The sequence below is a fragment of the Thioclava sp. F1Mire-8 genome, assembly GCF_002213165.1.
Lineage (GTDB): Bacteria > Pseudomonadota > Alphaproteobacteria > Rhodobacterales > Rhodobacteraceae > Thioclava > Thioclava nitratireducens.
Genome location: NZ_NBNY01000001.1, coordinates 612,665 through 636,714 on the forward strand (window position 1 = coordinate 612,665; position 24,050 = coordinate 636,714).

General features: G+C 63.0%; 17 protein-coding genes. 3 read left to right on the forward strand and 14 right to left on the reverse strand.

Features of this window, described 5'->3' with window-relative positions; genetic code table 11:
* Positions 1-52: 52 nt before the first annotated feature.
* From B6V75_RS02840 to recA, 9 genes are all read right to left on the reverse strand, one after another.
* Positions 53-574: a chemotaxis protein CheD gene (locus B6V75_RS02840; protein WP_075776489.1), complete on the reverse strand. Its 522-nt coding sequence runs from the start codon at positions 572-574 to the stop codon at positions 53-55.
* Positions 571-1,635: a chemotaxis response regulator protein-glutamate methylesterase gene (locus tag B6V75_RS02845; protein WP_088718652.1), complete on the reverse strand. Its 1,065-nt coding sequence runs from the start codon at positions 1,633-1,635 to the stop codon at positions 571-573. The genes B6V75_RS02840 and B6V75_RS02845 overlap by 4 nt, the downstream gene beginning before the upstream one ends.
* A 20-nt stretch (positions 1,636-1,655) precedes the next feature.
* On the reverse strand, positions 1,656-4,706 hold the full coding sequence (locus tag B6V75_RS02850; RefSeq protein WP_168174425.1) for a methyl-accepting chemotaxis protein: 3,051 nt from the start codon (positions 4,704-4,706) through the stop codon (positions 1,656-1,658).
* Positions 4,707-4,831: 125 nt separating this feature from the next.
* The gene (locus B6V75_RS02855) at positions 4,832-5,596 is read right to left on the reverse strand and encodes a squalene/phytoene synthase family protein (RefSeq protein WP_088718654.1); all 765 of its coding nucleotides are present in this window, start codon (positions 5,594-5,596) and stop codon (positions 4,832-4,834) included.
* Positions 5,593-7,215 carry a citramalate synthase gene (cimA, locus tag B6V75_RS02860; RefSeq protein ID WP_088718655.1) on the reverse strand — a complete coding sequence of 541 codons (1,623 nt, stop codon included), beginning with the start codon at positions 7,213-7,215 and terminating at the stop codon, positions 5,593-5,595. The genes B6V75_RS02855 and cimA overlap by 4 nt, the downstream gene beginning before the upstream one ends.
* Positions 7,216-7,387: 172 nt before the next feature.
* Positions 7,388-8,878 (reverse strand): cysteine--tRNA ligase, encoded by a 1,491-nt coding sequence (gene cysS / locus B6V75_RS02865; protein ID WP_088718656.1) that lies wholly within the window; start codon positions 8,876-8,878, stop codon positions 7,388-7,390.
* A gap of 255 nt (positions 8,879-9,133) precedes the next feature.
* Positions 9,134-9,439, reverse strand: a complete 306-nt coding sequence (locus B6V75_RS02870) for a DUF1330 domain-containing protein (protein WP_075776494.1) — start codon at positions 9,437-9,439, stop codon at positions 9,134-9,136.
* On the reverse strand, positions 9,439-12,093 hold the full coding sequence (gene alaS / locus B6V75_RS02875) for an alanine--tRNA ligase (protein ID WP_088718657.1): 2,655 nt from the start codon (positions 12,091-12,093) through the stop codon (positions 9,439-9,441). The genes B6V75_RS02870 and alaS overlap by 1 nt, the downstream gene beginning before the upstream one ends.
* 124 nt (positions 12,094-12,217) lie before the next feature.
* Positions 12,218-13,285 (reverse strand): recombinase RecA, encoded by a 1,068-nt coding sequence (recA, locus tag B6V75_RS02880; RefSeq protein WP_075776496.1) that lies wholly within the window; start codon positions 13,283-13,285, stop codon positions 12,218-12,220.
* Between the two features lie 216 nt (positions 13,286-13,501).
* Here recA and B6V75_RS02885 point away from each other — a divergent pair, with 216 nt between their 5' ends.
* Positions 13,502-14,104 (forward strand): hypothetical protein, encoded by a 603-nt coding sequence (locus tag B6V75_RS02885; RefSeq protein WP_088718658.1) that lies wholly within the window; start codon positions 13,502-13,504, stop codon positions 14,102-14,104.
* On the opposite strand, the gene B6V75_RS02890 is transcribed toward B6V75_RS02885, so the two are convergent.
* Entirely contained in the window at positions 14,096-16,477 is a 2,382-nt protein-coding gene (locus B6V75_RS02890) for an ATP-binding protein (RefSeq protein ID WP_088718659.1), read from the reverse strand. The two genes, B6V75_RS02885 and B6V75_RS02890, sit on opposite strands and share 9 nt — an antisense overlap.
* A 152-nt stretch (positions 16,478-16,629) precedes the next feature.
* A complete protein-coding gene (locus B6V75_RS02895; RefSeq protein WP_088718660.1) occupies positions 16,630-17,790 on the reverse strand; it encodes an RsmB/NOP family class I SAM-dependent RNA methyltransferase in 1,161 nt (386 codons plus the stop codon).
* A 241-nt stretch (positions 17,791-18,031) separates the two neighbouring features.
* Between B6V75_RS02895 and B6V75_RS02900 the strand changes: the two genes are divergently transcribed.
* Both B6V75_RS02900 and B6V75_RS02905 read left to right on the forward strand, forming a co-directional pair.
* A complete protein-coding gene (locus tag B6V75_RS02900) occupies positions 18,032-18,409 on the forward strand; it encodes a TadE family protein (protein ID WP_075776499.1) in 378 nt (125 codons plus the stop codon).
* Between the two features lies 1 nt (position 18,410).
* Positions 18,411-19,757, forward strand: coding sequence for a pilus assembly protein TadG-related protein (locus B6V75_RS02905; RefSeq protein WP_088718661.1), 1,347 nt, complete (start codon positions 18,411-18,413; stop codon positions 19,755-19,757).
* A gap of 307 nt (positions 19,758-20,064) precedes the next feature.
* Here the strand turns inward: B6V75_RS02905 and B6V75_RS02910 are convergent, their stop codons facing one another.
* The 3 genes from B6V75_RS02910 to B6V75_RS02920 are packed head-to-tail and all read right to left on the reverse strand — an operon-like array spanning position 20,065 to position 23,877.
* Complete coding sequence (locus B6V75_RS02910) at positions 20,065-22,281, reverse strand: polysaccharide biosynthesis tyrosine autokinase (protein ID WP_088718662.1); 2,217 nt, start codon at positions 22,279-22,281, stop codon at positions 20,065-20,067.
* 60 nt (positions 22,282-22,341) lie between these two features.
* Positions 22,342-22,788: a low molecular weight protein-tyrosine-phosphatase gene (locus tag B6V75_RS02915; protein ID WP_075776501.1), complete on the reverse strand. Its 447-nt coding sequence runs from the start codon at positions 22,786-22,788 to the stop codon at positions 22,342-22,344.
* Positions 22,789-22,791: 3 nt separating this feature from the next.
* A complete protein-coding gene (locus B6V75_RS02920) occupies positions 22,792-23,877 on the reverse strand; it encodes a polysaccharide biosynthesis/export family protein (RefSeq protein ID WP_088718663.1) in 1,086 nt (361 codons plus the stop codon).
* Positions 23,878-24,050: the final 173 nt, after the last annotated feature.

Here is a 24,050-nt window from a genome sequence, read left to right on the forward strand (position 1 = left end):
TTAAGCCATGCCCGAACTACGAAGGAAGGCAACGGGTTTTTCATCTGACGTACTAGAACAACTCGATGTCGAGAGACGGCGCTGGTGCAATCTCGCGTTCAAGAACCTTTGCATCCCCGAGCAGCTTCTGGCGCGCTCGCCCTGTGTCAGGCCAAAACACTATCCGACGCGCTTGCGAGCCCCCTAGGCTTTGGCTGACACAGGGGATACCCTCCTTGGCGAGGAACTCGATTGAAAACTTGCTGTTCTTCAATCCGATATCCGATAGTCCATTGACCATGCGCGCGCCACCGAAGAGCTTCGCGCAAAGGTCACCACGTTGCGCACCCTGCTTGATCAGTTCATTTATCAGCAGTTCCATTGCGTTCACACCAAAGCTTGCCGCTTGAAAAGTTGAGCCGGTGGTATCTGGCAAGAGAAAGTGGTTCATTCCGCCGACACGCGCTTTCCCATCGTAAAGACAGCAGGCCACACAGGAACCAAGGATGGTCGTGATAGATTGCGCTCCCGCTCCTGCGACAAGAAACTCACCTTGCGAAATGTGGATTGGCCGACCTGAAGCAACGGCGCTCATGTACCACCCACCTTGCCTTCCGGCGCGGAAATCTGAGCAGATCTAGTCAGAATTTCTTGCGAAATCTCTTGCAGCGGAACCGAGTAGGACGCGGCTCCGAGTTCAAGAGCAGCACGCGGCATTCCAAAAACGATCGATGTCGCTTCATCTTGGGCGAAACAATGTGCTCCAGCTCTGCGAAGTTGCAACATTCCCTCCGCCCCGTCCCTTCCCATACCGGTGAGCAAAACAGCGACCGCCTTCGCCGCTATCTCGACCGCAGATTCGAATAGCACATCCACTGACGGGCGATGCCCGTTTCGCTTCTCGCTCTCGATCAATGCGAGTTCAGGAGCTTTCGCGTTTCGAACCGTGAGATGCGTTGCGCCACCAGGCGCGAGATAAACATGACCTTGCTCAAGACACGTCCCCGTCATGCCGAGGCGAACGTTTGGCGCTATCATGCGATCGAGTCGTTCGGCGAAGCTCGCTAGGAAGCTTTCCGGCATATGTTGCGCGATGAGGGTGGGAGGGCAATTCCCGGGAAACCCTTTCAGTATCGTCTCAAGCGCGTCGACACCACCGGTCGAGGAACCGATAAGCACGATTTGACCGTCCCACCGAAAGTTTCGCGCGGGTGTAATCGCGGCGCGATCACGCGCTCTTTGAGGTAGTCGCGCGTTCGCACTTGCGAGAAGAATTTCCGGAAGCACTTCGAAACTTCTTTCGAGATTACCGAACCGAGGCTTTCCAACGCAGTCAATCGCGCCGAGGGCGAGCGCTTCGATTGCCGCACGCGATCCTTTATGTGTTTCTGTCGACACCATGACCACGGGGATCGGCCGTAAACGCATGAGGCGTTCGAGGAAGACGAGACCGCTCATTCGCGGCATCTCGACATCGAGCGTGATCACATCGGGCAAAAGCATTTTTATTTTTTCGCGTGCCTCGAACGCGTCTGCCGCCTCGCCGACCACGACAAGCCGCCGGTCCGTCGCGAGGCGCGCCCGAATGAGCTTACGCATCGTAGCGGAGTCATCGACGATGAGAACCCGTTTGGCGGAAGCAAAATCATCCGGCATTGGTTTTCCCTCGCGCGAACTCAAAATTCTTCCCAGTCTTCGGCTGTAAAGCTGGCGGCGCGCGGCGTCGTGTCCCCGACCGCGCGCGAAAGCTCGACGTTCCCGTCTTTTTCGTTCGATGTTACTTGCGACAACTCGGAGCGCTCGCGCGCAGGCGGCGAGAGTGACTGCGTATTGACTGTAAATTGCGCTGTGATGTCGCGCAGTGAAGTCGCGTTTGTGGTCAAGGCGTGGCTCGCCGCTGTGGTTTCTTCGAACATTGCAGCGTTTTGTTGGGTCACCTGGTCGAGCTGATTGACCGCGGTATTGATCTCCTTGAGTCCTTCCGCCTGTTCACGCGCGCCGCCCGCTATTTCTGAAACGCGCGATGAAATGTCCATCACCGCGCCGAGAATACCCTCGAGGGCGCGACCGGTTTCATGGACGAGGCCGACGCCGCGCGTAACCTGTTCGCTCGACGCGGTGATCAGGGCATCGATCTCGCGAGCGGCCTCCGAAGAGCGCTGCGCGAGGGCACGCACCTCTGAGGCGACGACGGCGAAGCCGCGCCCCGCTTCACCCGCGCGCGCAGCTTCGACGCCGGCATTAAGTGCGAGAAGGTTGGTCTGGAACGCGATTTCGTCGATCACGCCGATGATTTTGGAAATCTGAAGCGAGCTGGTTTCGATCTCGCCCATAGCTTGAATTGCCTGTTTCACCACTTCGCCCGATGTCTCGGCGCTATTACGGGCCTCGGAGACCACGCGATCCGTTTCGGCCACCCCTTGCGCCGAGGTTGTGACAGACGATGACAATTCATCGAGCGCGGCAGCCGTTTCTTCGAGCGTGGCGGCCTGTTGTTCGGTTCTGCGACTGAGATCGTCAGAAGCCGACGCGATCTCACGGGCCTCGGTATCGATAGCCGCCGCGTTGTCTATCACGGTTTCGATTGCTGCAGCGAGATTTCGCGCTGCATCATTGAAGTCATTGCGCAGCGCCTCGTATTCCTCGGTGAACTCCATGTCGAGAGTCAGGCTCAGGTCGCCCCGCGAGAGGGCGGCAAGGCCGACCTGCAAGGACTCGACCACCGATTTCTGCGCCTCCAGCATTGCAAGGTTGCGGTTCTGCGCGGCGGTGAGAGCGGTCTCTGCCGCAGTCACGTCATTCGCCATGAGAAAAATCTTCATCAAGCGACCGGCTTTGTCCGAGATCCCATTCAGCGTGCCGTCGAGCAGGTAGGCATCTCCCTCCGGGGCGCGCATCGTGAATCGGGCGATCACGGACTGCCCGGCGGCGACCGTGGGCCAAGGATCGCTGCCATCGATAGGGCTCAGCCATTCCTTCAGCGGCTGCCCTGTCAGGTTTTGCGCCTGCGCTCCAAGGAGCGTCTGCATATTTGCGTTCATTCGCGTCACCAAGCCCGCAGGATCCGTTTCGCAAACGAGTTGGCCACGCTCGATGGCTGAAACGAGCGCATCCTTCATGCGACGCTCGGTGACATCTTGCCATTCGACGACAAAACCGGCCTGATTGCCGTCGGCATCGACAAAATTGGTGACGTCGACTCCGAAACGGCCATCACCGACCTTGATATCGACATGAAGCGGCAATTTGCCGGGATCATCGAGCAGCGCACGCGCGTGATGCCGCTCCGCATGGAAGTCGTCCATCGACCGGCCGACGAGACCGTCGGGATCAAGGTCGGGACTGACGACGCGAAACTCCTTGATCCGGGATGCGACCAGTTCTACCAGCGCACGGTTAACATGCGTGATGCGGAAATCCTGATCGACGATCATCAGCGCGGCGGAGGCATTCGCAAAGGCTGCGCCTTGTCGGGTCGCCTCGCGCTGGATGGCTTCGGCACGATCGAGCTCATCGCGCAGGTTGCTCAGCGCCGAGGCGATCGCGCCGACCTCGTCGCCGCGACGGGTCTGCACGATCTCACCGGTGTAATCCCCTTCGCTAATCTTGCGGATGGACTTCTCAAGTCCTTTAAGGGGATTGGAGACAGATCGCGCCATCCAGGTCGACAGCGCCGCAAGCAGAAGGATGAGCCAGGACGCATTGAAAAGCATCGAGCGGGCGAGCGACGTAGCTGGCGCGAAAAGCTCTGCCCTGTCCTGTTCCACGACCGCCCAATAGGGTTCATCGAACAGGGTGAGCGCCAATGTTCGTTCGATTGCCGGGTGCCCCGAAAGCGAAGTCACTTCATCCTGCCCCTGTTTCACGGCATTCAGGGTCCCCTCGGGCAAAGCCTCCCCCGGCTTCGGTGCGGCGTCAGGAAAGCGAAGGTCGCTCATCAGCCGACCTTCCGCATCGATCAGGAACCCCTCCCCGGTCTCGCCCATGCCGCGCGGGTTGGCCATGATCTGCCCAAGCTGTGTCATGGGCTTTTGCAAGACCACCGCTCCGAGGTTGAGGCCGGTGCCGCTGCGCACGGGGCGCGCTGCGAAAAACCGCCCCTCGCCGGCGTTGAAATGCGGCGGAGGCACGGCGACGGTGCTTGCCGACACCATGCGCCGCGGCGCGTTCAACCAGTCCAAAGCCTTTGTCGCGGCCTCCTTCAGGCCGGCGGGCTCGTCCCTGAGGGGGTGGCCGATCGCGGCGTGATCACGAACCGCGAAGACGATGCGACCGTCGCGATCGACCAGATAAAGATCGTCCAATCCATGCTCAGCAAAAATCTGTTCGATCACAGGGCCATAGCGGTCCTGCAGCAGGCGGTAGTCCCGCAGAGGGCCGCTCACTTCGCCCGCGGACGCGCCGGCCTCGGCCGTCCCGTTTCTCAAACTATCGATCGCCGCGGAGTCGAGGTTGTCAACGCTTCTTGTGAACTCGTAAAGCGCCCGGGCCGTGTCGGGATTGGCCGAGATCGTGCGCGTGTTGGAAGCAAGCCGCTGCGCCCAGTCTTCCACCAGCGCCGCGCGCGCCTCGAGCGTCCGCCCGAGACGCTGCCTCCCCTCGCTTTCCAGCAACCCGTGCGCGGTGCGATAGGCAGAAATTCCCATGATCGTCAGTGCGACCATTGCGATCGCCACCAGCATCAGCGGTAACTTCAATCCGAGTTTGAGATTGTCGAAAAAGCGCATCAACGTCCTCCGGCGAACTGCGGCAGCGACCCGACAGATCGGGGCAATCGCGGTCACCATCCGGCGAAGAGTTGAAGATTCCTCTAACTTCGGAAAATTTCCTGCGCTCTACGATGCAGACGCGCTCAGACACCAAGCAAGGCGGCGCGCAGAAGGCCCGAGCGACGCCGGAATTCCGACAGCACCAATGCGCCCGGCGCGAGCGGGTCATCTGAGCCGTGCGCGCGCGCGAGGACGGCTCTCGCCTGCCATCCCGGTAGAAGCGCGGCCTTGGCGGCGCCGAGCCGCAGCTTGCGCGCGGGCTCGAGGTGCGCCTGCCCCTCGGCCGCGAGCTGGCGCAAGGTCGCAGCGTCGGGCGCAGCGAGTGGCGGACGACCGCGCGCAGCCAGGTCGGGCCATGCCTGCAGAAGCGCCGCCAACCCGGCGCCCGCGCCGAAACTGCGCACCGCGATCTCGGCCTCATTCGGCGCGCCGAGCGCCTCGGCAGCGGCCCAGTACAGCGCTCCGGCGGTCTGGTCGAGATAGGCCCAAAGGCTTGAAATATCGTCGAAAGGTTCGGGCCAACAGTCGGCGCGTCGAGCCTCGGCGGCAGCAATCAGATGGCGGGCGGGCGCTGCGACCGACACCAGCGCGGGGCCGATCTCGTGCGGGGGCTCCCGCTCTTCGGACAGCGCCTCGAGGGCATCGACCCACCATTGCAGTCGCATCTCGGCGACCATCGGCTCTGACGAAGCCCAGGGCGCGCGCGCGATCTCGAGATTGGCGGCGTAGAGCGGCCAGAGGCGGTCGCGCAGTTGGGCGGGCGCGGCCATCGTCGCGGCGAAGCGATCGGGATCGCCCTGGCGCACGGCCTCGGCTGACGCTTGCAGGGAGGCGGCCAGATCGCTCATGCCGGATGCGCCCCGTCGCGCAGCAGTTTCCAGATCATCGCGTCGAGGAGCGCCTCGAAACTCGCGTCGACTATGTTCGGCGACACGCCCACGGTGGACCAGCGCTGGCCTGCGCCGTCTTCGCTGTCGATGATGACGCGGGTCACGGCCTCGGTGCCGCCCTGGGTGATACGGACCCGGAAATCGACCAGTTTCATGTCGTCGATGAGGTTCTGATAGGGGCCCAGATCCTTCGACAGAGCTTTCGAGAGTGCGTTCACCGGGCCGCGGTCATGGCCCTGCTCGTCCATACTTTCCGAGACCGAGAGCATCTTCTTGCCGCCGACCTTGACCACCACGACGGCTTCCGAAATCGAAACCATCTTGTCGTAGCGGTTCTTCCGACGCTCCACCGTCACCTTGTAGCGCTTCACTTCGAAGAAATTCGGCAGCTGCCCCAGTTCGGCACGCGCGAGCAGCTCGAAACTCGCCTGCGCGCCGTCATAGGCATAGCCCTGATCCTCACGTTCCTTGATCAGATCGAGGATACGCGCGAGGCGCGGATCGTCCTTTTCGACCTCGATCCCCATCCCCTTGAGCCGCGCGCGCAGGTTCGATTGGCCGGCCTGGTTGGACATCGGGATCAGCCGTGTATTCCCCACCACAGCCGGATCGATATGCTCGTAAGTGTCTGGATTTTTGAGGATTGCCGAAGCGTGCAGACCAGCCTTGTGAGTAAAGGCCGAGGCGCCGACATAGGGCGCCGAGCGCAGCGGCACCCGGTTCAGGATATCGTCGAGCTTGCGCGAGAGCTTGGTGACCCCGCGCAGGCTCTCATGGCTGATGCCAGTGTCGAGCGTCGACGCGTAAGGCTCTTTCAACAGAAGCGTCGGGATCAGCGTGATCAGGTTCGCGTTGCCGCAGCGCTCGCCCAGACCGTTGAGCGTGCCTTGGATCTGGCGCGCACCGGCCTCGACCGCGGCGAGGCTGCCCGCCACGGCGTTGCCGGTATCGTCATGGCAATGGATGCCGAGACGGTCGCCGGGAATGCCCGCCGCGATCACCGCCTCGACGATCTTGCCGATCTCGCCCGGCAGCGTGCCGCCATTGGTGTCGCAAAGCACGATCCAGCGCGCGCCCGCCTCAAAGGCCGCACGGCAGCACTCCAGCGCATAGTCCGGGTTCGCCTTGTAGCCGTCGAAGAAATGCTCCGCATCGAACAGCGCCTCGCGACCTTGCGCCACCATATGCGCGACCGAGGCGCGGATATTCTCTAGGTTCTCCTCCAGCGTGATCCCTAGCGCGGTGGTGACGTGGTAGTCATGGGTCTTGCCGACGAGGCAGACGGCGGGCGTATTCGCGTTCATCACGCCCGCGAGAACGTCGTCATTCGCGGCCGAGCGCCCTGCCCGCTTGGTCATCCCGAAAGCCGTGAAGGTTGCCCGCGTCTCGGGCCGCGCTTCGAAGAAATCGCTGTCGGTCGGGTTCGCCCCGGGCCAGCCGCCTTCGATATAGTCGATGCCGATTGCGTCGAGCGCCTTGGCGATCTCGATCTTCTCAGGCACCGAGAACTGGACGCCCGCCGATTGCTGCCCATCGCGGAGCGTCGTGTCGTAGAGATAGAGGCGTTGTTTGGTCATTGGTTGCCTCCGTCGAGGTTACGTTCCGCCCAGCGGCACGTCGGGCCGCGCCCTAAGGGTCCAAGAACCACCGGATCGCTTGCGATCCGGTTCGCCCCCGACCCGCCCCCCAGGGCGGGGGCGAAGATGCCCCCACCCTCGGGCCGGGGGCAAACCTGCGTTGCGTAAGCCATCACAGGCCCTCCAGCTTGGCAGGGTCGAAATCGGGTCCGGGCAGCAATTCCACCCCGGCCTTCGACATGCGCACCTCGACACCTGCCGCGACGAGCGCCTGTTTCATTGCATCGACCGGCGCGAAGTCCTTGGTCTCCATGGCATTCGTCCGCAGAGCCGCGAGCTTGTCAGCAAGGCCCGAGAGATCGACTTTGGGAGCTTGGCGCAAGTCGAACCCAATCAGATCAATTCCTAAAAGATACCCCCCCGCGAGAAGCTGACGCAGAATGCTATCAAGCTCATCATTCGTCAGTGCCGCACGCTTCATTCCATGCAGACTCTTTGTAATTGACTGCAATTCCGTAAGCGCCAGCGAGGTATTCAGATCATTGGCGAGTGCTTCAACGATCGCCTCGGGAGCATAAACCTTTGTGAACCTGATTGGATCGGCCTGAAACTCTTCGATGATCCAATGAGCCGGCGAAATTTCATTTGCCCAGAAATCGACCTGGGTGAAAGCCGCCCGCGCCTTCTCCGCCGTCCAGTCCATCGGCTTCGTATAATGCGTCTGCAGGAACACAAACCGGATCACCTCGCCCGGAATACCCTTCTCGCCGTCATGGCCGTCGAGCAGATCGCGCACGGTGAAGAAATTGCCCAAGCTCTTGGACATCTTCTTGCCCTCGACCTGTAGCATCTCGTTATGCAGCCAGTAGTTCGCGAATGAGCCCTCGGGATGGGCGCAGCAGCTTTGCGCGATCTCGTTCTCGTGGTGCGGGAATTGCAGGTCGATGCCGCCGCCATGGATGTCGAAAGACGCACCCAGCAGCTCGTAAGACATGGCCGAGCATTCGATATGCCAGCCCGGACGGCCCCTGCCCCACGGGCTCTCCCAGCCCGGCAGCCCCTCGTCGGAGGGTTTCCAGAGCACGAAATCCATCGGGTCTTCCTTGAAGGGCGCGACCTCGACCCGCGCGCCCGCCATCATGTCATCGACAGTCCGACCCGACAGCGCGCCATAGTCCTTGTAGCTGCGCACCCGGAACAGCACATGGCCCTCGGCGGCATAGGCGTGACCGTCTTCGATCAGCGTCTCGATCATCGCGATCATCGCGCCAATGTAGTCGGTCGCGCGCGGCTCCCGATCCGGACGCAACGCGCCGAGCGCATCCATGTCGGCATGATACCAGCCGATGGTCTCCTCGGTCCGCGCGCGGATCAGTTCTTCCAGCGACCCGTCGGCCCCGGCCTCCTTGCGCGCCAGCGCCGTCGCGTTGATCTTGTCATCCACATCCGTGAAATTGCGCACATAAGTGACGTGTTCCGGCCCGTAAACGTGGCGCAGCAGCCGGTAGAGCACGTCGAACACCACCACGGGCCGCGCATTGCCGAGATGGGCGCGGTCGTAAACGGTCGGCCCGCAGAGATACATCCGCACGATCTTCGCATCGATGGGATGGAAATCCTCGACCTTCCGGGTCAGGGAATTGCGCAAACGGATCTGGGTCATAAGTCCTCGCAAAGGGTCGGCGGCACCTGCCGGCGGGCTTACAAGGTCATGTCGTTTTTGGAAAGAGAAGACCGGCCCGCGTGACGATGTCAGCGGATAATGCAGCAGATGATGATGGTCTTCGTGGTCATGGCGAGAAGATAAGCCGTCGCCCGCCCAAAGGTCCAGAGCAAAATTGCGCGCGCCCGAAAACGAAAAGGGGCAGCCGCAGCCACCCCTTTTCGGACCTCTGATCAGCGATTTACGCGACGATCTTCACTTGAACTCGACGTCGTCCATCGCCTCGACGATCACCAGATCGCGCTCGGCCGCGCCTTCGGCATGGGCCAGCGCCGCCTGATAGTCGTCGGAGCGGTAGCAGGTTTCGGCCGCCTCCAGCGAGGGGAACCAGGCAACCACGTTGCGCGCGCGGTCATTGCCTTCCAGCTGCACGTAGCGCGCGCCGCGGGCGAGGAACCGCCCGCCATGTTTCGCGATCGCGGGCCCCGCGCCTTCGGCATATTTGCCATACGCCTCGGCGTCTTTCACGGTTACATGGGCGATCCAGAATGCGCCTGCCATCAAAGTTCCTCCAACAAAGTTTTCACGGCCGCAACGGCCTCCTCGGCTTTCGATGGATCGGCCCCGCCGGCTTGCGCCATATCGGGACGGCCACCGCCGCCTTTCCCACCAAGAGCCTGCGCGGCGGCCTTCACCAGGTCGACCGCGCTCACACGCTCGGTCAGGTCCTTGGTCACGCCAGCCGCCACGGCCGCCTTGCCGCCCGCATCCGCGACGACGAGGATCACGCCGGAGCCGACCTTGTCCTTCAACTCGTCCACGATGCCGGGAAGGTCCTTGCCGGTCACGCCGGACACCACTTGAGGCACGAACTTCAAGCCATTGATTTCACTTACGTCCGGGCCGCCGGAAGAACCACCGCCCATCGCAAGTTCGCGACGCAGCTGCGCGATCTCGTTGGCCTGCGCCTTGCGCTCGTCGAGGATCGCCTGCAGACGCCCGAGCACATCCTGCTCGGAGGTCTTGATCAGCCCTTCGATCTCGGTGAGCAGCTTGTCGCGGCGGCGCAGTTCGGCCATCGCGATATCGCCGGTCAGCGCCTCGATCCGGCGCACGCCAGACGACGACGCGCCTTCGCTCGTCAGCACGAAAGTACCGATATCCCCGGTGCGCTTCACATGGGTGCCGCCGCACAGCTCGAGCGAATAGACATTGCCGGTCGTACCTTTGCCGGAATTGGCCAGTTCGCCCATCGAGACGACGCGCACCTCGTCGCCGTATTTCTCGCCAAACAGCGCCTGCGCGCCCAAGTCGCGAGCATCATCCGGCGTCATGATCCGCGTGTCGACCGGCGTATTTTGGCGAATGAATTCATTCACTTCGCGCTCGATCTTCGCGATTTCCTCCGGGCTGAGCGCCTTGTTGTGCGAGAAGTCGAAGCGCAGACGATCCTCGGCATTGAGCGAGCCGCGTTGGGCCACGTGATCGCCCAGCGTGCGGCGCAGCGCCTCGTGCAGCAGGTGCGTGGCCGAGTGGTTCGCCCGGATCGCGCTGCGGCGGGCGTGGTCGACTTCCAGCTTCGCGCCCTGCCCCTTGGCGATCTCGCCTTCGGTCACACGCGCGAAATGGATGAACACGCCTGCGACTTTCTTGGTGTCGGTAACCTCGGCTTTACCTGTGTCGGTCACGATCCAACCACGATCGCCGATCTGGCCGCCGCTTTCAGCGTAGAACGGGGTCTGGTTGACCACGACCTGAACCTCGCCGGTCGCTGTGTCGATCTCGGCACCGTCGGTTACCAACGCGGTGATCTGCCCCTCGGCAGTCTCGGTGTCATAGCCGAGGAATTCGGTCGCGCCGAGTTTCTCGGACAGATCGAACCAGATCGCGGCATTGGTGGCTTCACCCGTGCCGGACCAGCTGGCGCGCGCCTTCGCCTTCTGCTCTTCCATCGCGGAGTCGAACCCTTCGGTGTCGACCTCGCGATCCCGCTCGCGCAGAGCGTCCTGCGTCAGATCGAGCGGGAAGCCAAACGTGTCATAGAGTTTGAACGCGGTCTCGCCCGGCAGTTTCTGCCCCTCGGGGAGGTCCAGAAGCGCCTCATCGAGCAGCTTGAGCCCGCGATCGAGCGTGGTCTTGAAGCGGGTTTCCTCGCCCAGAAGGGTCTCTTCGATCAGTGCCTGCGCCCGGCCAAGCTCGGGGTAAGCCGCGCCCATCTCCCGGATCAGCGAGGGGACAAGACGGTGCATCACCGGATCCTTCGCGCCCAGCAGGTGCGCGTGACGCATCGCGCGGCGCATGATCCGGCGCAGAACATAGCCACGTCCATCCGCCGAGGGCATCACGCCATCCGCGATCAGGAACGAGGTCGAACGCAGGTGATCCGCGATCACGCGGTGATGCACGTTGCCCGGCCCGTCCGGGGCGCCATCCGTCGCGTTGGCCGAGGCCTCGATCAGGTGGCGCATCAAGTCAGTGTCGTAATTGTCGTGTTTGCCCTGCAGCAGCGCGCCGATCCGCTCGAGCCCCATGCCGGTGTCGATCGACTGCATGTCGAGCGCGCGCATCGAGCCGTCCTCGAACTGCTCGTTCTGCATGAAAACGAGGTTCCAGATCTCGATGAAGCGGTCGCCATCTTCCTCGGGCGAGCCGGGCGGGCCGCCCCAGATGTGATCGCCGTGATCGAAGAAAATCTCGGTGCAGGGACCGCACGGCCCGGTCGGGCCCATCTGCCAGAAATTGTCCGAGGTCGGAATGCGGATGATCCGCTCGTCCGGCAGACCCGCGACTTTCTTCCACATCTCCGCCGCCTCGTCATCGGTATGGTAAACCGTGACCAGCAGCTTTTCTTTCGGAATATCGAAATCCTTGGTCAGCAGCTCCCAGGCGAAGGGGATCGCGCCGTCCTTGAAATAGTCGCCGAAGGAAAAATTCCCCAGCATTTCGAAGAAGGTATGGTGGCGCGCAGTGTAGCCGACATTGTCGAGGTCGTTATGCTTGCCCCCGGCGCGCACGCATTTCTGCGCGGTCGTCGCCCGGTTGTAGTCACGCTTCTCCACCCCGGTGAAGCAGTTCTTGAACTGCACCATGCCGGAATTGGTGAACATCAGCGTCGGGTCGTTTCGCGGAACGAGGGGCGAGCTGTCAACGACCCGGTGGCCGTTGCGCTCGAAGTAATTGAGGAAAGTGGAGCGGATTTCGTTAAGGCTGGGCATAGTGTCCTGTCTCGCCTGATCGGGCTTGTTCGCTCCCGTTTAACGCCCGCCCTTCCCCCTGTCCAGCAATCGCAAAAGGCCGGGAGTTTGCGCTCCCGGCCTATGCAAGAATTCGCGGTGAAGATCAGTCTTCGGTCAGCGCGTCGTCTTCGGACAGATTGTCGAATTCGAGCCCGTGGCTGGCGCGGATTTTATCCTCGATCTCGTAGGCGACATCGGGATGTTCGCGCAGGAAGGTTTTCGCGTTTTCACGGCCCTGTCCGATCCGCTCGTCCCCGTAGGAATACCAGGCGCCGGCCTTGTCGACGACCCCCGCCTTGACGCCCAGATCGACCAGTTCGCCCATCTTCGAGATACCCTCGCCATACATGATGTCGAACTCGACCTGCTTGAACGGCGGGGCGACCTTGTTCTTGACCACTTTCACGCGGGTCTGGTTGCCCACCACCTCGTCGCGATCCTTGATCGAGCCGATGCGGCGGATGTCGAGGCGCACGGAGGCGTAGAATTTCAGCGCGTTGCCGCCCGAGGTCGTTTCCGGCGAGCCGAACATCACGCCGATCTTCATCCGGATCTGGTTGATGAAGATCACCATGCAATTCGAGCGCCCGATCGACGCGGTCAGCTTACGCATCGCCTGGCTCATCAGGCGGGCCTGCGCGCCCACGGTGTGGTCGCCCATATCGCCTTCGATCTCGGCCTTCGGCGTGAGCGCCGCGACCGAGTCGACCACCACGAGGCTGACCGCGCCGGAGCGTACCAGCGTATCGACGATTTCCAGCGCCTGTTCGCCCGTGTCGGGCTGCGAGATCAGCAGCTCGTCGAGATCGACTCCGAGCTTGCGTGCATAATGCGGGTCGAGCGCGTGTTCGGCGTCGACGAAAGCGCAGACGCCGCCCTTCTTCTGCTCTTCCGCGATCGCGTGGAGCGTCAGCGTCGTCTTGCCCGAGCTTTCAGGCCCGTAGATTTCGACGATCCGGCCTTTCGGAAGACCGCCGATCCCGAGCGCGATATCCAGACCGAGCGAGCCGGTCGACGTCGCTTCGATTTCCCGAGCGGGCGTCTCGCCGCCGAGCTTCATGATCGAGCCTTTGCCGAACTGCCGCTCGATCTGCGCCAGCGCCGAGTCGAGCGCCTTCTGCTTGTCTGCCTTGGGAGATTTATCCATGTCGAAAAGCTTCGCTACTGCCATTTGTCCGCTTCCTTATTTCACAGCGACGGCCGGTCGGCAATGCGACGCCCTCGCGCGGATGTTCACCTCATGTTCTGCTCGCACTATGCGCACGAAACATGAACATTACAATAAAATTCTGATAGCCCTACTGAACCGCATTTACCCTTAAGAAACGGTTTACCGACGCGAACCGAATGATTATCACCGGCGGAGTTAGGAGCTAGACCCGCCAAGATGCTGATTTTCTGGACACAAAAACTCGTCTTTCTGGCCACGCCGAAAGCGGGCTCCTCGGCGGTCGAAACCGCTCTGGAGTCCCTCGCCGATGTCGCGCTGACTCGTCCGGCGGTTCTCAAACACGCCTCCGCCCGCAATTTCCGGGACCATCTCGAGCCGCTTCTTGCCGCGAAAACCGATGCGAGCTTTACCACGGTCGCGCTGATGCGCGAGCCGCTCGACTGGCTGCGTTCGCTCTATCGCTTTCGGCTGCGCGACTTGATCGAGGAGAGCGACATCTCCGCCGGCTATTCCTTCGACCAGTTCGCGCGCGATTATATCGACGATCCGCGCGCCGGGTTCAGCGACGTGCCCAGTCAGTCGGCGTTCCTGTGCGACGACGATGGCAACACGCTGGTCGACCGGATTTTTCCCTATGAGCGGATCGAGGATTTCGTGCATTTCCTCGAGGATCGGCTCGGTTTCGCAATAACTCTGCCGCGGGTGAACGTGCCGCCTGCAGTCGAGACTGGGCTCGCCCCCGAGACCGAGGAGGCGCTGCGAACCGCGATGCAGGAAGATCTCGCGCTCTACGATCGGGTCACCCGCGCCTTAGCGTAAGAGGAGGTCCTGCACAGTCGCGGTCAATTCGCCAAGCGAGAAAGGTTTCGGCAGGAAGACCGAGTCGGGCACCGGCGAGCTGCCGTTCTGGAACACCTCCTCGGCATAGCCCGACATGAAGACCGTGCGCGTGCCCGGCCGCGCCTCGAGCGCCTGCCTCACCCAGCTTGGCCCGTCGAGACCGGGCATGATCACATCGGTGACGAAGATATCCACCTTCAGCTCCGAGTCTTCCAGCAATTCCAACGCCTCTTCGGCGCTCTCAGCCTCGAGCACGGTGTAGCCGCGCAGCTGGAGCGCGCGCGAGGCGAAGGCGCGAACCGGCGGTTCATCCTCGACGAGAAGTACGGTCGCGTCACCGGCGATGACGTGGCTGTCAGGGACGGAGGTTTGTGCGATCTCCACCTTGGGCGCGATGGTCGATGCTGCGGCGCGTGGCGGCACCGGCGCCTTTGTCGCAGGCTCGAGCTCGGGCGCGGGTTCGGCCGATTGCGACACCTCGGCCTCCTCCGCCAAGTCATAGGCGGGCAGCAGGATCGTGAAGCTCGTCCCCGTGCCAATGACGGAATCGCAGAAAATGTAGCCCCCGGTCTGCTTCACGATGCCATAGGCGGTGGAGAGGCCGAGCCCGGTCCCCTCGCCCGTGCGTTTCGTGGTGAAGAAAGGTTCGAAAATCTTGCCGAGCTTGTCGGCGGGGATCCCGGAGCCGGTATCGGTGACCTTGATCGCAACATAATCGCCCTTGGGCACCGTGACGCGGTCGCGCGGGCGGTTCTCGGCCAGATGGAACGCTTCGGTCTCGATCCGGATTTCGCCGCCGCCGGGCATCGCGTCGCGCGCATTCACCACGAGATTCATGATGACCTGTTCGAGCTGCCGCTTATCCGCACGCACCCGTCCGGCATCACATTCGTGCCTGACGCTCAGCGCGACCTTCTCGCCGACCAACCGGTTGAGCAGATGGGTCAGGTCTGACAGCGTGTCGCGCAGATCGAGGGTTTCGGGTTTCAGCGTCTGCTTTCGGGAGAAGGCGAGTAGCTGGCCGACGAGCGCCGCGGCGCGATTGGCGTTCTGACTGATCTGGTCAAGATCGGCGTAATCGCCATCTCCCTTGTCATGGCGCAGCATCAGCAAGTCGCAATGCCCCGAGATCGCCGTGAGCAAGTTGTTGAAATCATGCGCGACCCCGCCCGCGAGCTGGCCGATCGCCTGCATCTTCTGGCTTTGCACGAATTGCGCCTCGAGCGTCTTGAGCTGCGTCGCGTCGGACAGCACCGCCAGCAGCCCCGCGCGTCCGTTTTCCACGATCCGCGACAGGGTGACCTGCAGGAAGACCTCCTTGTCGCCGCGTCGGGCGCGCAGCACTTCGGGGCGGCCATCGGCACGACCGGCGAGGGCATCGTTCACCCAATCCGAGACCGGACGGCCGAGCCCTTCGAGCAAGTCCGACAGACGGGACTGCGGCTCGATCCGGCCCAACAGGCCGCGCGCCGCGCGATTGGCCGCGCGCACCCGGCCATGCGCGGAAAGACGCAGCAACGCGACGGGCAGCGCCTCGAAATTCGCGCCCTCCTCTGCCGAGCGCGGTCCGGGGATCGGGAGCAGATAGACCTCGGATCGTCCTCCTGCGCCTTGAAGCTGCGCCACGACTGCCGTGACCGGGCCATCCTGCCCCTTGATCTCATGCTCCTCGCCCGAGCGCAGCGGAAGATCGGTGAAGATGCGGTCGAGAGACCGCACCCGCTCTCCGACGAGCCGCCTCAGCGCTTCGTTCATGAACAGAATCGTGCCGCCCTTGGAGACGGTGAGCATCGGCAGGCTGATCGTTTCCGCACCGCGCCCGCCAATCGCCCTCTCGGCCATGTCTTCGAGGCGCCACAGAAAATCGCCAGAGCCGATGCGGTGCACCGAGAGACGCAGATGGCCGCGCCGGGTCACCAGATCCTCGCGCGCGGCCCCCTTCGCCTCCGCCTTGCTCTGCAATCGACGCAGCACCGCGCCCGGATCGGCGAAAAGTTCCGCAAGGGTTCGCGCCAGCCCCTGCCCGCCGCGAGAGCCGAACCGGTCCAGCGCGGCGCGGTTTTGATAGCCGATCTCGCCCTCCGGGTCCGTGGTGAAGCTGGGCGCGGCGTCATGGGCGACGAAATTCGCGATCGTTTCCTGCTGCCGCGCCCGTCGCCTTCGCTCCTGCGCCAAGGCGAGCCGCAACCAGCCCGCCGTGATCACGAGCGTGCCGGCGACGGAAAACATGGCCCAGGTCACAACCTCGTCGGGCATCACGAAGGCAACCGCAGCCGCGATCCCTGCAGCAAGCAGCAGATAAACCGCACCTGGCGCCAGCGCGGCCATCGTCTTCGAGAGTGGCTGCAGCATCAATTCGTTCCGCCCCACACTCTCCTCCCTGCCTGACGTCTTCGTCCCATAGCGCGGCAAAAAACTTAAAACCCAATTAACGAGACTAGACTTTCAGCGAACGCGCGAGTCAATCACGCGACCGTGAGAAGGCGAGCGCCAGTTCGGGAAACTCAAAGCTGGAGATGGGCCACGAAAAACCCGTCGCCACCCGAGAGCGGCGTGATCTGGCGCTGCGACAGCACCTCGCAGCCGTGGCGCATGGCGAAATTGGCGATTTGCGCGCCATTCTCGACCGTAAGCAGCGAGCAGGTCATGTAGACGAGGCGGCCGCCGGGGGCGACAAAGTCGCGCGCGGCGTCGAGGATTTCGCTCTGCAAGGCGACGAGTTCCGACAGCCGCGCGGCGCTCAGACGCCATTTCGCATCCGGCGTGCGTCGCCACGTTCCCGAGCCCGAGCATGGCGCGTCGACCAGAACCAGATCGTAGCCCGTCCCCGGATCCCCCGGCGCGCGCAGGGACACCTTCGCCCCGGCCCGTTTCGCGCGCGCGGGCAAATCGCGCATCCGGCCCGCATCGATGTCATGCGCTGCGATCAGCGCCTCCGGACAGGCTGCCGCCAGCGCCAGCGACTTGCCGCCACCGCCCGCGCAATAATCGAGCACACGCTCCCCGGGCCCGAGCGGCACCGACGCGATCGCCGCTTGCGAGGCCACGTCCTGCAACTCCACCAGACCGTCCTTGTAAGCCGCGGCCTGCTGAATGCGCCGCGCCCCCGCGCCGAGTTCCAGCGCGGTCGCGGCCAGCGGGTGCGGCGTGGCTTCGATCCCGTCCTTCGCGAGCGCCGCGATCGCACGGTCGCGGTCCGTCTTGGCAAGATTGACGCGGAGGAAAACCGGTGCGCGGGCGCGCATCGCCTCGGAGATGGCGCCGAAATCCGCACCAAGATCGGAAGCGAGCTGATCACGCAGCCAATCGGGCCAGTCCAGCTGGGCAATATCGTCGGGCAAGGCATGGGGCAGCGCGGCGCGCTCGGCTTCGGACAAGGGGTCAGGCGCAAAGCCCTCCCCGGTGAAGATCGTCGCGGGATCGACGCCTTGCAGGCGCAGCGACCCGGCGACGAGCGCGCGTCCCCCGGCCCCGCCTCCGGCAAGCGCTGCGCTTGCCTTACAGCGCAGCACGTCGAAGACGTGATCGCGGATCGCCGCGCGATCCTTTGAACCCGCGAAACGGTGACTGCGCGCCCAGTTGGTCAGCGCGCGCTCGGCCACCTCGCCCGACTGGATGCGGTCGAGAATATCGATGGCGGCGGCATAGCGCGCGGCTGGCGTCATGGGTGGGCTCCGAGGCGGGCTGTGATATGGCCCGGTTCTAGGCGCGCCGGCTGGGCGGCGCAATGCCACGCGACAAAGACCGCTCCCGGGCCACACGCTCGTAGAATCTTGCTGTTAAACCTTAATTTATTGATCGTAACCACTTTTCGCCACATTTACGCCGCGACAACTCCCTTTTTCTCCCTAAGGAACATGTAAAAGGACGTTTTCAGCCACGGGGTATCCCTCCTTGAAGCGATTAATGAGTTTTCTGTCGGCCGAAGACGGCGCCACGACGATCGAGGCGCTGCTCTGGTTGCCACTTTTCGTCGGAATGCTGGCGGTAACCGTCGACGTTTCCCTCATTTTCAACGCCCAGTCCCGCATCCTCGGCATCGTGCAAGACGTCGATCGCGCCTATTCGGTCGGGCGGTTCGAGAATGACGAAGACACCATGGCGCGGCTGCGCGCGCTCCTTCCCTATGACCAAAACACCTACACGCTCGACACGAGCGTCACCGACGGGATCATCGAGACCCGCGTGACAATCCCGATGTCCGAACTCGTCGCGACGGGCCTCTTCACCAGAGTTCTGAACATGGACCTCACGGTCCGCGACTACCGCTACATGGAGTCCTGAGATGAGCCGCGTAACGATTACCGATTTCACCGCTGAAGAAGATGGCATGATCACTCAGCTCTCGCTGTTCTGGACGATCCTGTTCCTCGCCGTCGGCAGCCTCGCGCTCGACGTCTCCAACGGCTATCGCGAGCGGGTGCAGATGCAGGATGCGACGGATGCTGCCGCGCTCGGTGCGATGTATCTTGCTTCCGACCCCCTGATCACCAAAGACGAGGCGAGGACCCGCGCGGCCGAGCTGGCCCACTCCAACCTCGGCTCCGACGATGCGACTTCGGTCATCACCAAAGACGATGTGACCTTCGGCTATTACGACGCGACCAACAATCGCTTCCTTACGGATTACGCCCCCGACCTCGATCTCAGCCCCGCGGTGCGCGTGATGGCGCATCGCACCACCGACCGCGCGAACGCAGCGCCCACCTTCTTCGGTAAGGTGATCGGTCAGGACGGGTGGCAGATCAATACCGGCGCCGTCGCCGAAGCATACCAGCCCGCCTGCCTCACCGAAGGCTTGGCCGCGAAAGGTGTCATCGACCTGCAATCGGGCAACAGCTTCGCGTCGGGCTTCTGCCTCTACGCGGCGCAATACGTGTCGCTCAACCAGAACAACATGTTCGAGAGCGGCGCGATCGTGTCGATGCCCGACACCAGCAAGCTCGACATCCCCGCATCCGGCTTCAAGCAGAACGACGGCTTGCAAGAGGCGCTGCGCACCTCCTTCTACAAGCTGCGCGTGCTCGACCGCATTCCGAAGATCATCGAATCCATGCGCGACGGCACTGGCTATTTGCCCTCCTATATCACGAACCGGACGCCGACCTTCCTCAACGGGACGAAGCTCGACACCACCGATTTCGCGCCCGGCAATCTGTACATACTCGACTGCAATTCGAGCGTGACGATCTCGGTCCCGAACAAGGTCGACGGGTCCGTGACGACCGACCCGAGCGTGATCTCCGAGGTCGCGGTTATCGCGAACTGCCCGGTGAAATTCGGCAATGGCGTCGCGCTGGAAAATGCGATCTTCGCAAACACCTCGACCGATGATCGCAGCTTCTCGGCGCCGCAGGGGCTGAGGATCGGGCGCGACGACAATTGCGCACCCGATGGCGGCGCGAAGCTGATCACGATGGGCGGTGTCTCTTCGGCGGCAAAAATTTCCTTCTACGGCGGTCAGATCCTCGCGATGAAGGATGTAAGCTTCTCGGCGCAGGCAGACGGGATCGAAGGAGTCGCGATCGTCTCTGGCGGCAAGATCGACGGCACCTCCAACTCGCGCTTCGGTCATTGCGATACCGGCATGGAGAGCAATATCGAGATGAGCTACTTCCGCCTGCGGATGTAAGGGGCCTCTCAGCGGGCGCAAAGCGCGATCGAAACAATCCGCGCAAGATGGGACAGGAGAGGCCACGTTTTGGCCGCTCCATTGCTCCCGACGTGGCCATGCCTGATCGCGCCGCTTCCGCGCAACCGCCTTCCCTCCCGCGCGTGGCGATCGGTTTCAACAAATGCGGCACCCGCTCCCGGGGATGCCATGGCGGCCTGGTCGCGGTTCGGGCGTGGTGATCCCGAGCTTCGAGATTTTCGCCCGGCCCAGCAGTTTTCGCAGCAGTCGCGCCTCCCGCCCCGGTCACGGACCGGGATGGCCCTGCTCAATCGTCGGATTTGTAGCTGTAGCGGTAGTTATAGTGATATTGGTAATGACCGCCATAACGCTCGGCCGCCTCGGCCTTGAAGCCGTTGAGGACCGCGCCCGTGATCGACGTGCCCGCCGCCTCGAAGCTCGCCTGCACGGCACGCACCGCGCCCTGCATCGTCTCAAGATGGCGCGCGATCACGATGCTCGCGCCTACGGAGCGCCCGATCACCACCGGATCGGTGACCGCAAGCGCGGGCGGCGCATCGACGATGATGAGATCGAACTCGCTGTCGAGCTGGCGAAGCATGGTCCCGAACTCGGCCCGCATCAGCAGTTCCGACGGGTTCGGAGGGTAGCGGCCCGAGGTGATCACCTTCAGCCCCTCGACCGGCCCGTCGCGCATTACCTCTTCCAGCGCCTTCTCGTGGCCGAGATAATCCGAAAGGCCCTCCACCGTCTTCGGCAGATGCAGGAACCGCGCGAGATAGCCTTTGCGCATATCTGCATCGATCAGACAAACTCGCTGCCCCGCTTGCGCCGCGACTACGGCGAGGTTGATCGAAAGGAAGGTCTTGCCCACCCCCGGCGCGGCCGAGGTGACCTGGATCGAGTTGGTCTGCGCATCCAGTAGCCCGAAATGCAGCGAAGTGCGCAGGGATCGCAGCGCTTCGGTCGTCACGGCGTCTGAATGTTCAAGCGCGAAGATCGGCAGGTCGCCCTTGCGGTGACGTAGATCGGACGCCTCCTTGGCGAAGGGAACGGTTGCGAAGACTGGCAGACCGAGCGCTTCGATCTCTTCGGCGCCCTTGATTCCGTGACGCAGCGCGCGACGGATCAGAACGTAGGCTGCGCCGATGATGAGACCCAGTATCCCCGCCAGCGCGACGATCCGAGATTTGCGCGGCGCGACCGGGATGATGCTCGCATAGGCTTTGTCGATCACGCGCACCGAACCGACAGTCGAGGCGCGCACGACCTGCAATTCCTGCGATCGGTTGAGAAGCTGGGTGTAGACCTGCTGCGCCACTTCGAGGTTACGCTGCAGATTGAAGATGTCCTTCTGCGTCTCCGGCAGCCCTTGGGTCGCCTTCTTCGCCTGTTCCAGCTGCGCTTGCAGTTCCTTGCGGTTTTGCAGCAGCGCCTGATAGGCGGGGTGGTTGACCGTGTACTGGTTCTTCAGCTCGGCCTCTTTCAGATCGAGCGCGGACAGTTCCCCCTCGATCTTCGTGACGCGCTCCAACAGGGCCTGGGTCTCGTATTTCACGTCGACCGATTTCTGCTTCTGGCGATAGGCATTGAGCGCCTGCTCCGCCTCGGACACGTTCTTGCGCGCCTCGGGCAATTGCTTCTGGATGAATTCGAGGCTGTTCTCGGCGGAGGCCGAATTGCGCTCGATATTCTGGTCCACGAAAGACGCCGCGATCGCGTTGAGGATCTTTTCCGCGCGCTGGCGGTCGGTGTCCTGATACGCGGTATGCAGGATGTTCGAACCGCGCGGGCTTTCGGAGACCGAAAAGTTTTCGCGCATCGCCTGAATCGTCGCGTTGAGAGAGCGGCGCCCGATGTAGAACTCGCGGCCGACCGGGGCATCCATCTCGGATAGCGCAAGCGCGAAATCGCCATCGCGCGCGGTAACTTCGTGGCCGACCGTACCGCTGACTTCGGTGCCGTCGAGCAGCGTGACGCGATAGCTGTCCGCGCCGGTCACGGTCAGCGTCATCGGCTCTCCCTGCCATTGAGCGGGCACTTTCAGCTTACCGATCTGAACCGTCTCTGCGTTCCACTGGTATTGGGTGAACAGGCCCGGATCGGGCAAGTGCAGGTTCGCGGGAAGCATGCCGATAAGCGGCAGCCGGCGCGGAATGACGAAGTTCTGCAGGTCGAGCTTGTTCGCCGCATCGCCCAGCACCAGCCGCGACGACATGATCGCGATCTGGGTCTCGGCCTGCGATTTGCCGCCAACATCGCTGCCGAGAAGCGTCTGCATCGACTCCGGAAGCGCCGACAGACCGTTTTGCGACTGCTCGAGCTGCAACAGGCCGTTCGCCTCGTAGACCACCGGTTTGCGCAGCGCGACGAAAGCGCCGAGGATCACAGCCAGGGCAAAGGCCAGCGCGATCCATTTCCAGCCCCCCAAAAGCGCGCCGGCAAGCGCCATCAGGTCGATTTCGTCATCCTCGACCTCGGGCTGCGCAGCATGTCTCTGGGTTATCTCGGAAATTTGCTTCATCTGTCCCGCTCAATTTCTCAAATGCTTATCCAAACCCACGCGCGCCGCCAGTTACGCCGCTCACCGTTTCGGCGCGAGGCGCGAGACCCATGCCTCGCTCGCGGCGGAAATCTCGGTAAATGCCTTGCGATGAGCCTCGATCGGCTCGCGGTACGGGTCGGCGATCCCCTTGCTGCCCATCCATTGATCGAACAGCATCACCCGCCCGCCCAGTTGCGGCGCGCGGCGCGTTATCTCGCGCTTGTGGCCAGCCTCCATCACGAGGATCAGCTCGTGCTCGGCCCCGATCTCGGCGGTGAACTGGCGCGCGACATGGCCGTCGAGGCTCAGTCCGTTTTCCGCGGCGACCTCGCTCATGGTCTCGTCCGCGCCCGCGCCGACCACCGCGCCGATTCCGGCAGAGGTGACCTTGCACTCAGGCAGTGCCGCAGCGAGAAGCCGTTCGCCCACAGGCGAGCGACAGATATTTCCGACGCAGACGACGAGGATGGATCCGACTTTCGCCATCGCTCAGTTCGCCAGTGCGGAGGCCGCGCGAGCGGTGCTCAGCGTCGGCAGGATGTTGGAGACCACACGGTTCCATTTCGCGACCGGCGCGGTCGTGACATAGACGACGTCCTGCGGGTGCAGGAAGAATTTCGTGCCTACGACAAAGGCCGCTGCGCTCGACGTATCAAGCTGGAACACCACCACGCCGCTCGGCGTGTCACGGAACACGAAGACGCCGCGCGCATCGGCCTGATTGGCGTTCAATCCGCCGACAGCGGTGACGGCTTCGGTGAGGCTCACGTCGTCCTTGGTCAGGTCGATCGGACCGGGCTTCACCAACTGCCCCAGCAGATAGGCTTCCAGCTTCGTCGCGCGCTGCACCGAGACGACATCGCCATTGCGCAGTACCGGGTTGTTGGAGGCGATCCCCTGATTGAGGAAGGCCTGCAAGTCCACCGCGTAGCTGCGCCCGCCGCGGCGCACAAGAACCCGACGCGCATCGGCGGCATCGTTCAGACCACCCGCCTCGTTGATCGCATCGAGCAGCGTGAGCGATTTGGAGGTCAGCGGGATCCGCGCAGGCTTGCCGACCTCGCCGGTGACCGACACGGTCTGCGAGTTGTAGCCCACCACGCGCACCGAAACCTGCGGCGAGGGGATGAACTCCTTCAGCTTACGCGAGAGATCGGCACGCACCTGTTCGGGCGTCCGGCCCGCGGCGCGCACGTTGCCGACGTAGGGATAGTAGAAAGTTCCATCCGAATTGACGCGAAGACCGCCCTCGGCGGGCGTCCGGGTCGAGCCTGCGGGCGAGGTCAGTTCGGGATGTTCGTAGACGACGATATCGAGCAGATCGCCCGGCCCGATGCGATAGTTCCAGTAGCCATTCGAAGGCAGGGTCGTGCGCCCGCCGCTCAGATCGGAGGGCGCGCCGAATGTGGAGACGTTGGCGAGGCTCAGCCGCACAATCGCGACATCGCCCGCTGCCGGATCCTCGACGGAACTGACGTTACGGGTATTTACCGGGAAATTGGTGGTCGACGTGTCGCAGGAGGCCAAAAAGAGCGACGCGCAGAGCGCCACAAAAATCCTCGTCACTGCCCCCATCGTGCCCTCCTGAGCCTCTTAATCCAAGCTTCTGATCCGTTCCGGCCATGCGGTCGGGACCGGGTTTTGTCTAGCGCCTCTGAATAGACAAGCTGTCGCCGTTTTCAACCGTCCAATCGCGTCGAGGCGCGATTCTGTCTCAAATCACTCAACCTGACGGCGAGCCCCCACCC

Excerpts from the sequence above, each read along its gene's own strand:
- recA (WP_075776496.1), bottom strand. The coding sequence starts at position 13,285 with ATGGCAGTAGCGAAGCTTTTCGACATGGATAAATCTCCCAAGGCAGAC.
- cysS (WP_088718656.1), bottom strand. The coding sequence starts at position 8,878 with ATGACCCAGATCCGTTTGCGCAATTCCCTGACCCGGAAGGTCGAGGAT.
- B6V75_RS02895 (WP_088718660.1), bottom strand. The coding sequence starts at position 17,790 with ATGACGCCAGCCGCGCGCTATGCCGCCGCCATCGATATTCTCGACCGC.
- B6V75_RS02900 (WP_075776499.1), top strand. The coding sequence starts at position 18,032 with ATGAGTTTTCTGTCGGCCGAAGACGGCGCCACGACGATCGAGGCGCTG.
- B6V75_RS02915 (WP_075776501.1), bottom strand. The coding sequence starts at position 22,788 with ATGGCGAAAGTCGGATCCATCCTCGTCGTCTGCGTCGGAAATATCTGT.
- B6V75_RS02855 (WP_088718654.1), bottom strand. The coding sequence starts at position 5,596 with ATGAGCGATCTGGCCGCCTCCCTGCAAGCGTCAGCCGAGGCCGTGCGC.
- B6V75_RS02870 (WP_075776494.1), bottom strand. The coding sequence starts at position 9,439 with ATGGCAGGCGCATTCTGGATCGCCCATGTAACCGTGAAAGACGCCGAG.
- B6V75_RS02920 (WP_088718663.1), bottom strand. The coding sequence starts at position 23,877 with ATGGGGGCAGTGACGAGGATTTTTGTGGCGCTCTGCGCGTCGCTCTTT.
- B6V75_RS02845 (WP_088718652.1), bottom strand. The coding sequence starts at position 1,635 with ATGCCGGATGATTTTGCTTCCGCCAAACGGGTTCTCATCGTCGATGAC.
- B6V75_RS02850 (WP_168174425.1), bottom strand. The coding sequence starts at position 4,706 with ATGCGCTTTTTCGACAATCTCAAACTCGGATTGAAGTTACCGCTGATG.
- cimA (WP_088718655.1), bottom strand. The coding sequence starts at position 7,215 with ATGACCAAACAACGCCTCTATCTCTACGACACGACGCTCCGCGATGGG.
- B6V75_RS02905 (WP_088718661.1), top strand. The coding sequence starts at position 18,411 with ATGAGCCGCGTAACGATTACCGATTTCACCGCTGAAGAAGATGGCATG.
- alaS (WP_088718657.1), bottom strand. The coding sequence starts at position 12,093 with ATGCCCAGCCTTAACGAAATCCGCTCCACTTTCCTCAATTACTTCGAG.
- B6V75_RS02890 (WP_088718659.1), bottom strand. The coding sequence starts at position 16,477 with ATGCTGCAGCCACTCTCGAAGACGATGGCCGCGCTGGCGCCAGGTGCG.
- B6V75_RS02885 (WP_088718658.1), top strand. The coding sequence starts at position 13,502 with ATGCTGATTTTCTGGACACAAAAACTCGTCTTTCTGGCCACGCCGAAA.
- B6V75_RS02840 (WP_075776489.1), bottom strand. The coding sequence starts at position 574 with ATGAGCGCCGTTGCTTCAGGTCGGCCAATCCACATTTCGCAAGGTGAG.
- B6V75_RS02910 (WP_088718662.1), bottom strand. The coding sequence starts at position 22,281 with ATGAAGCAAATTTCCGAGATAACCCAGAGACATGCTGCGCAGCCCGAG.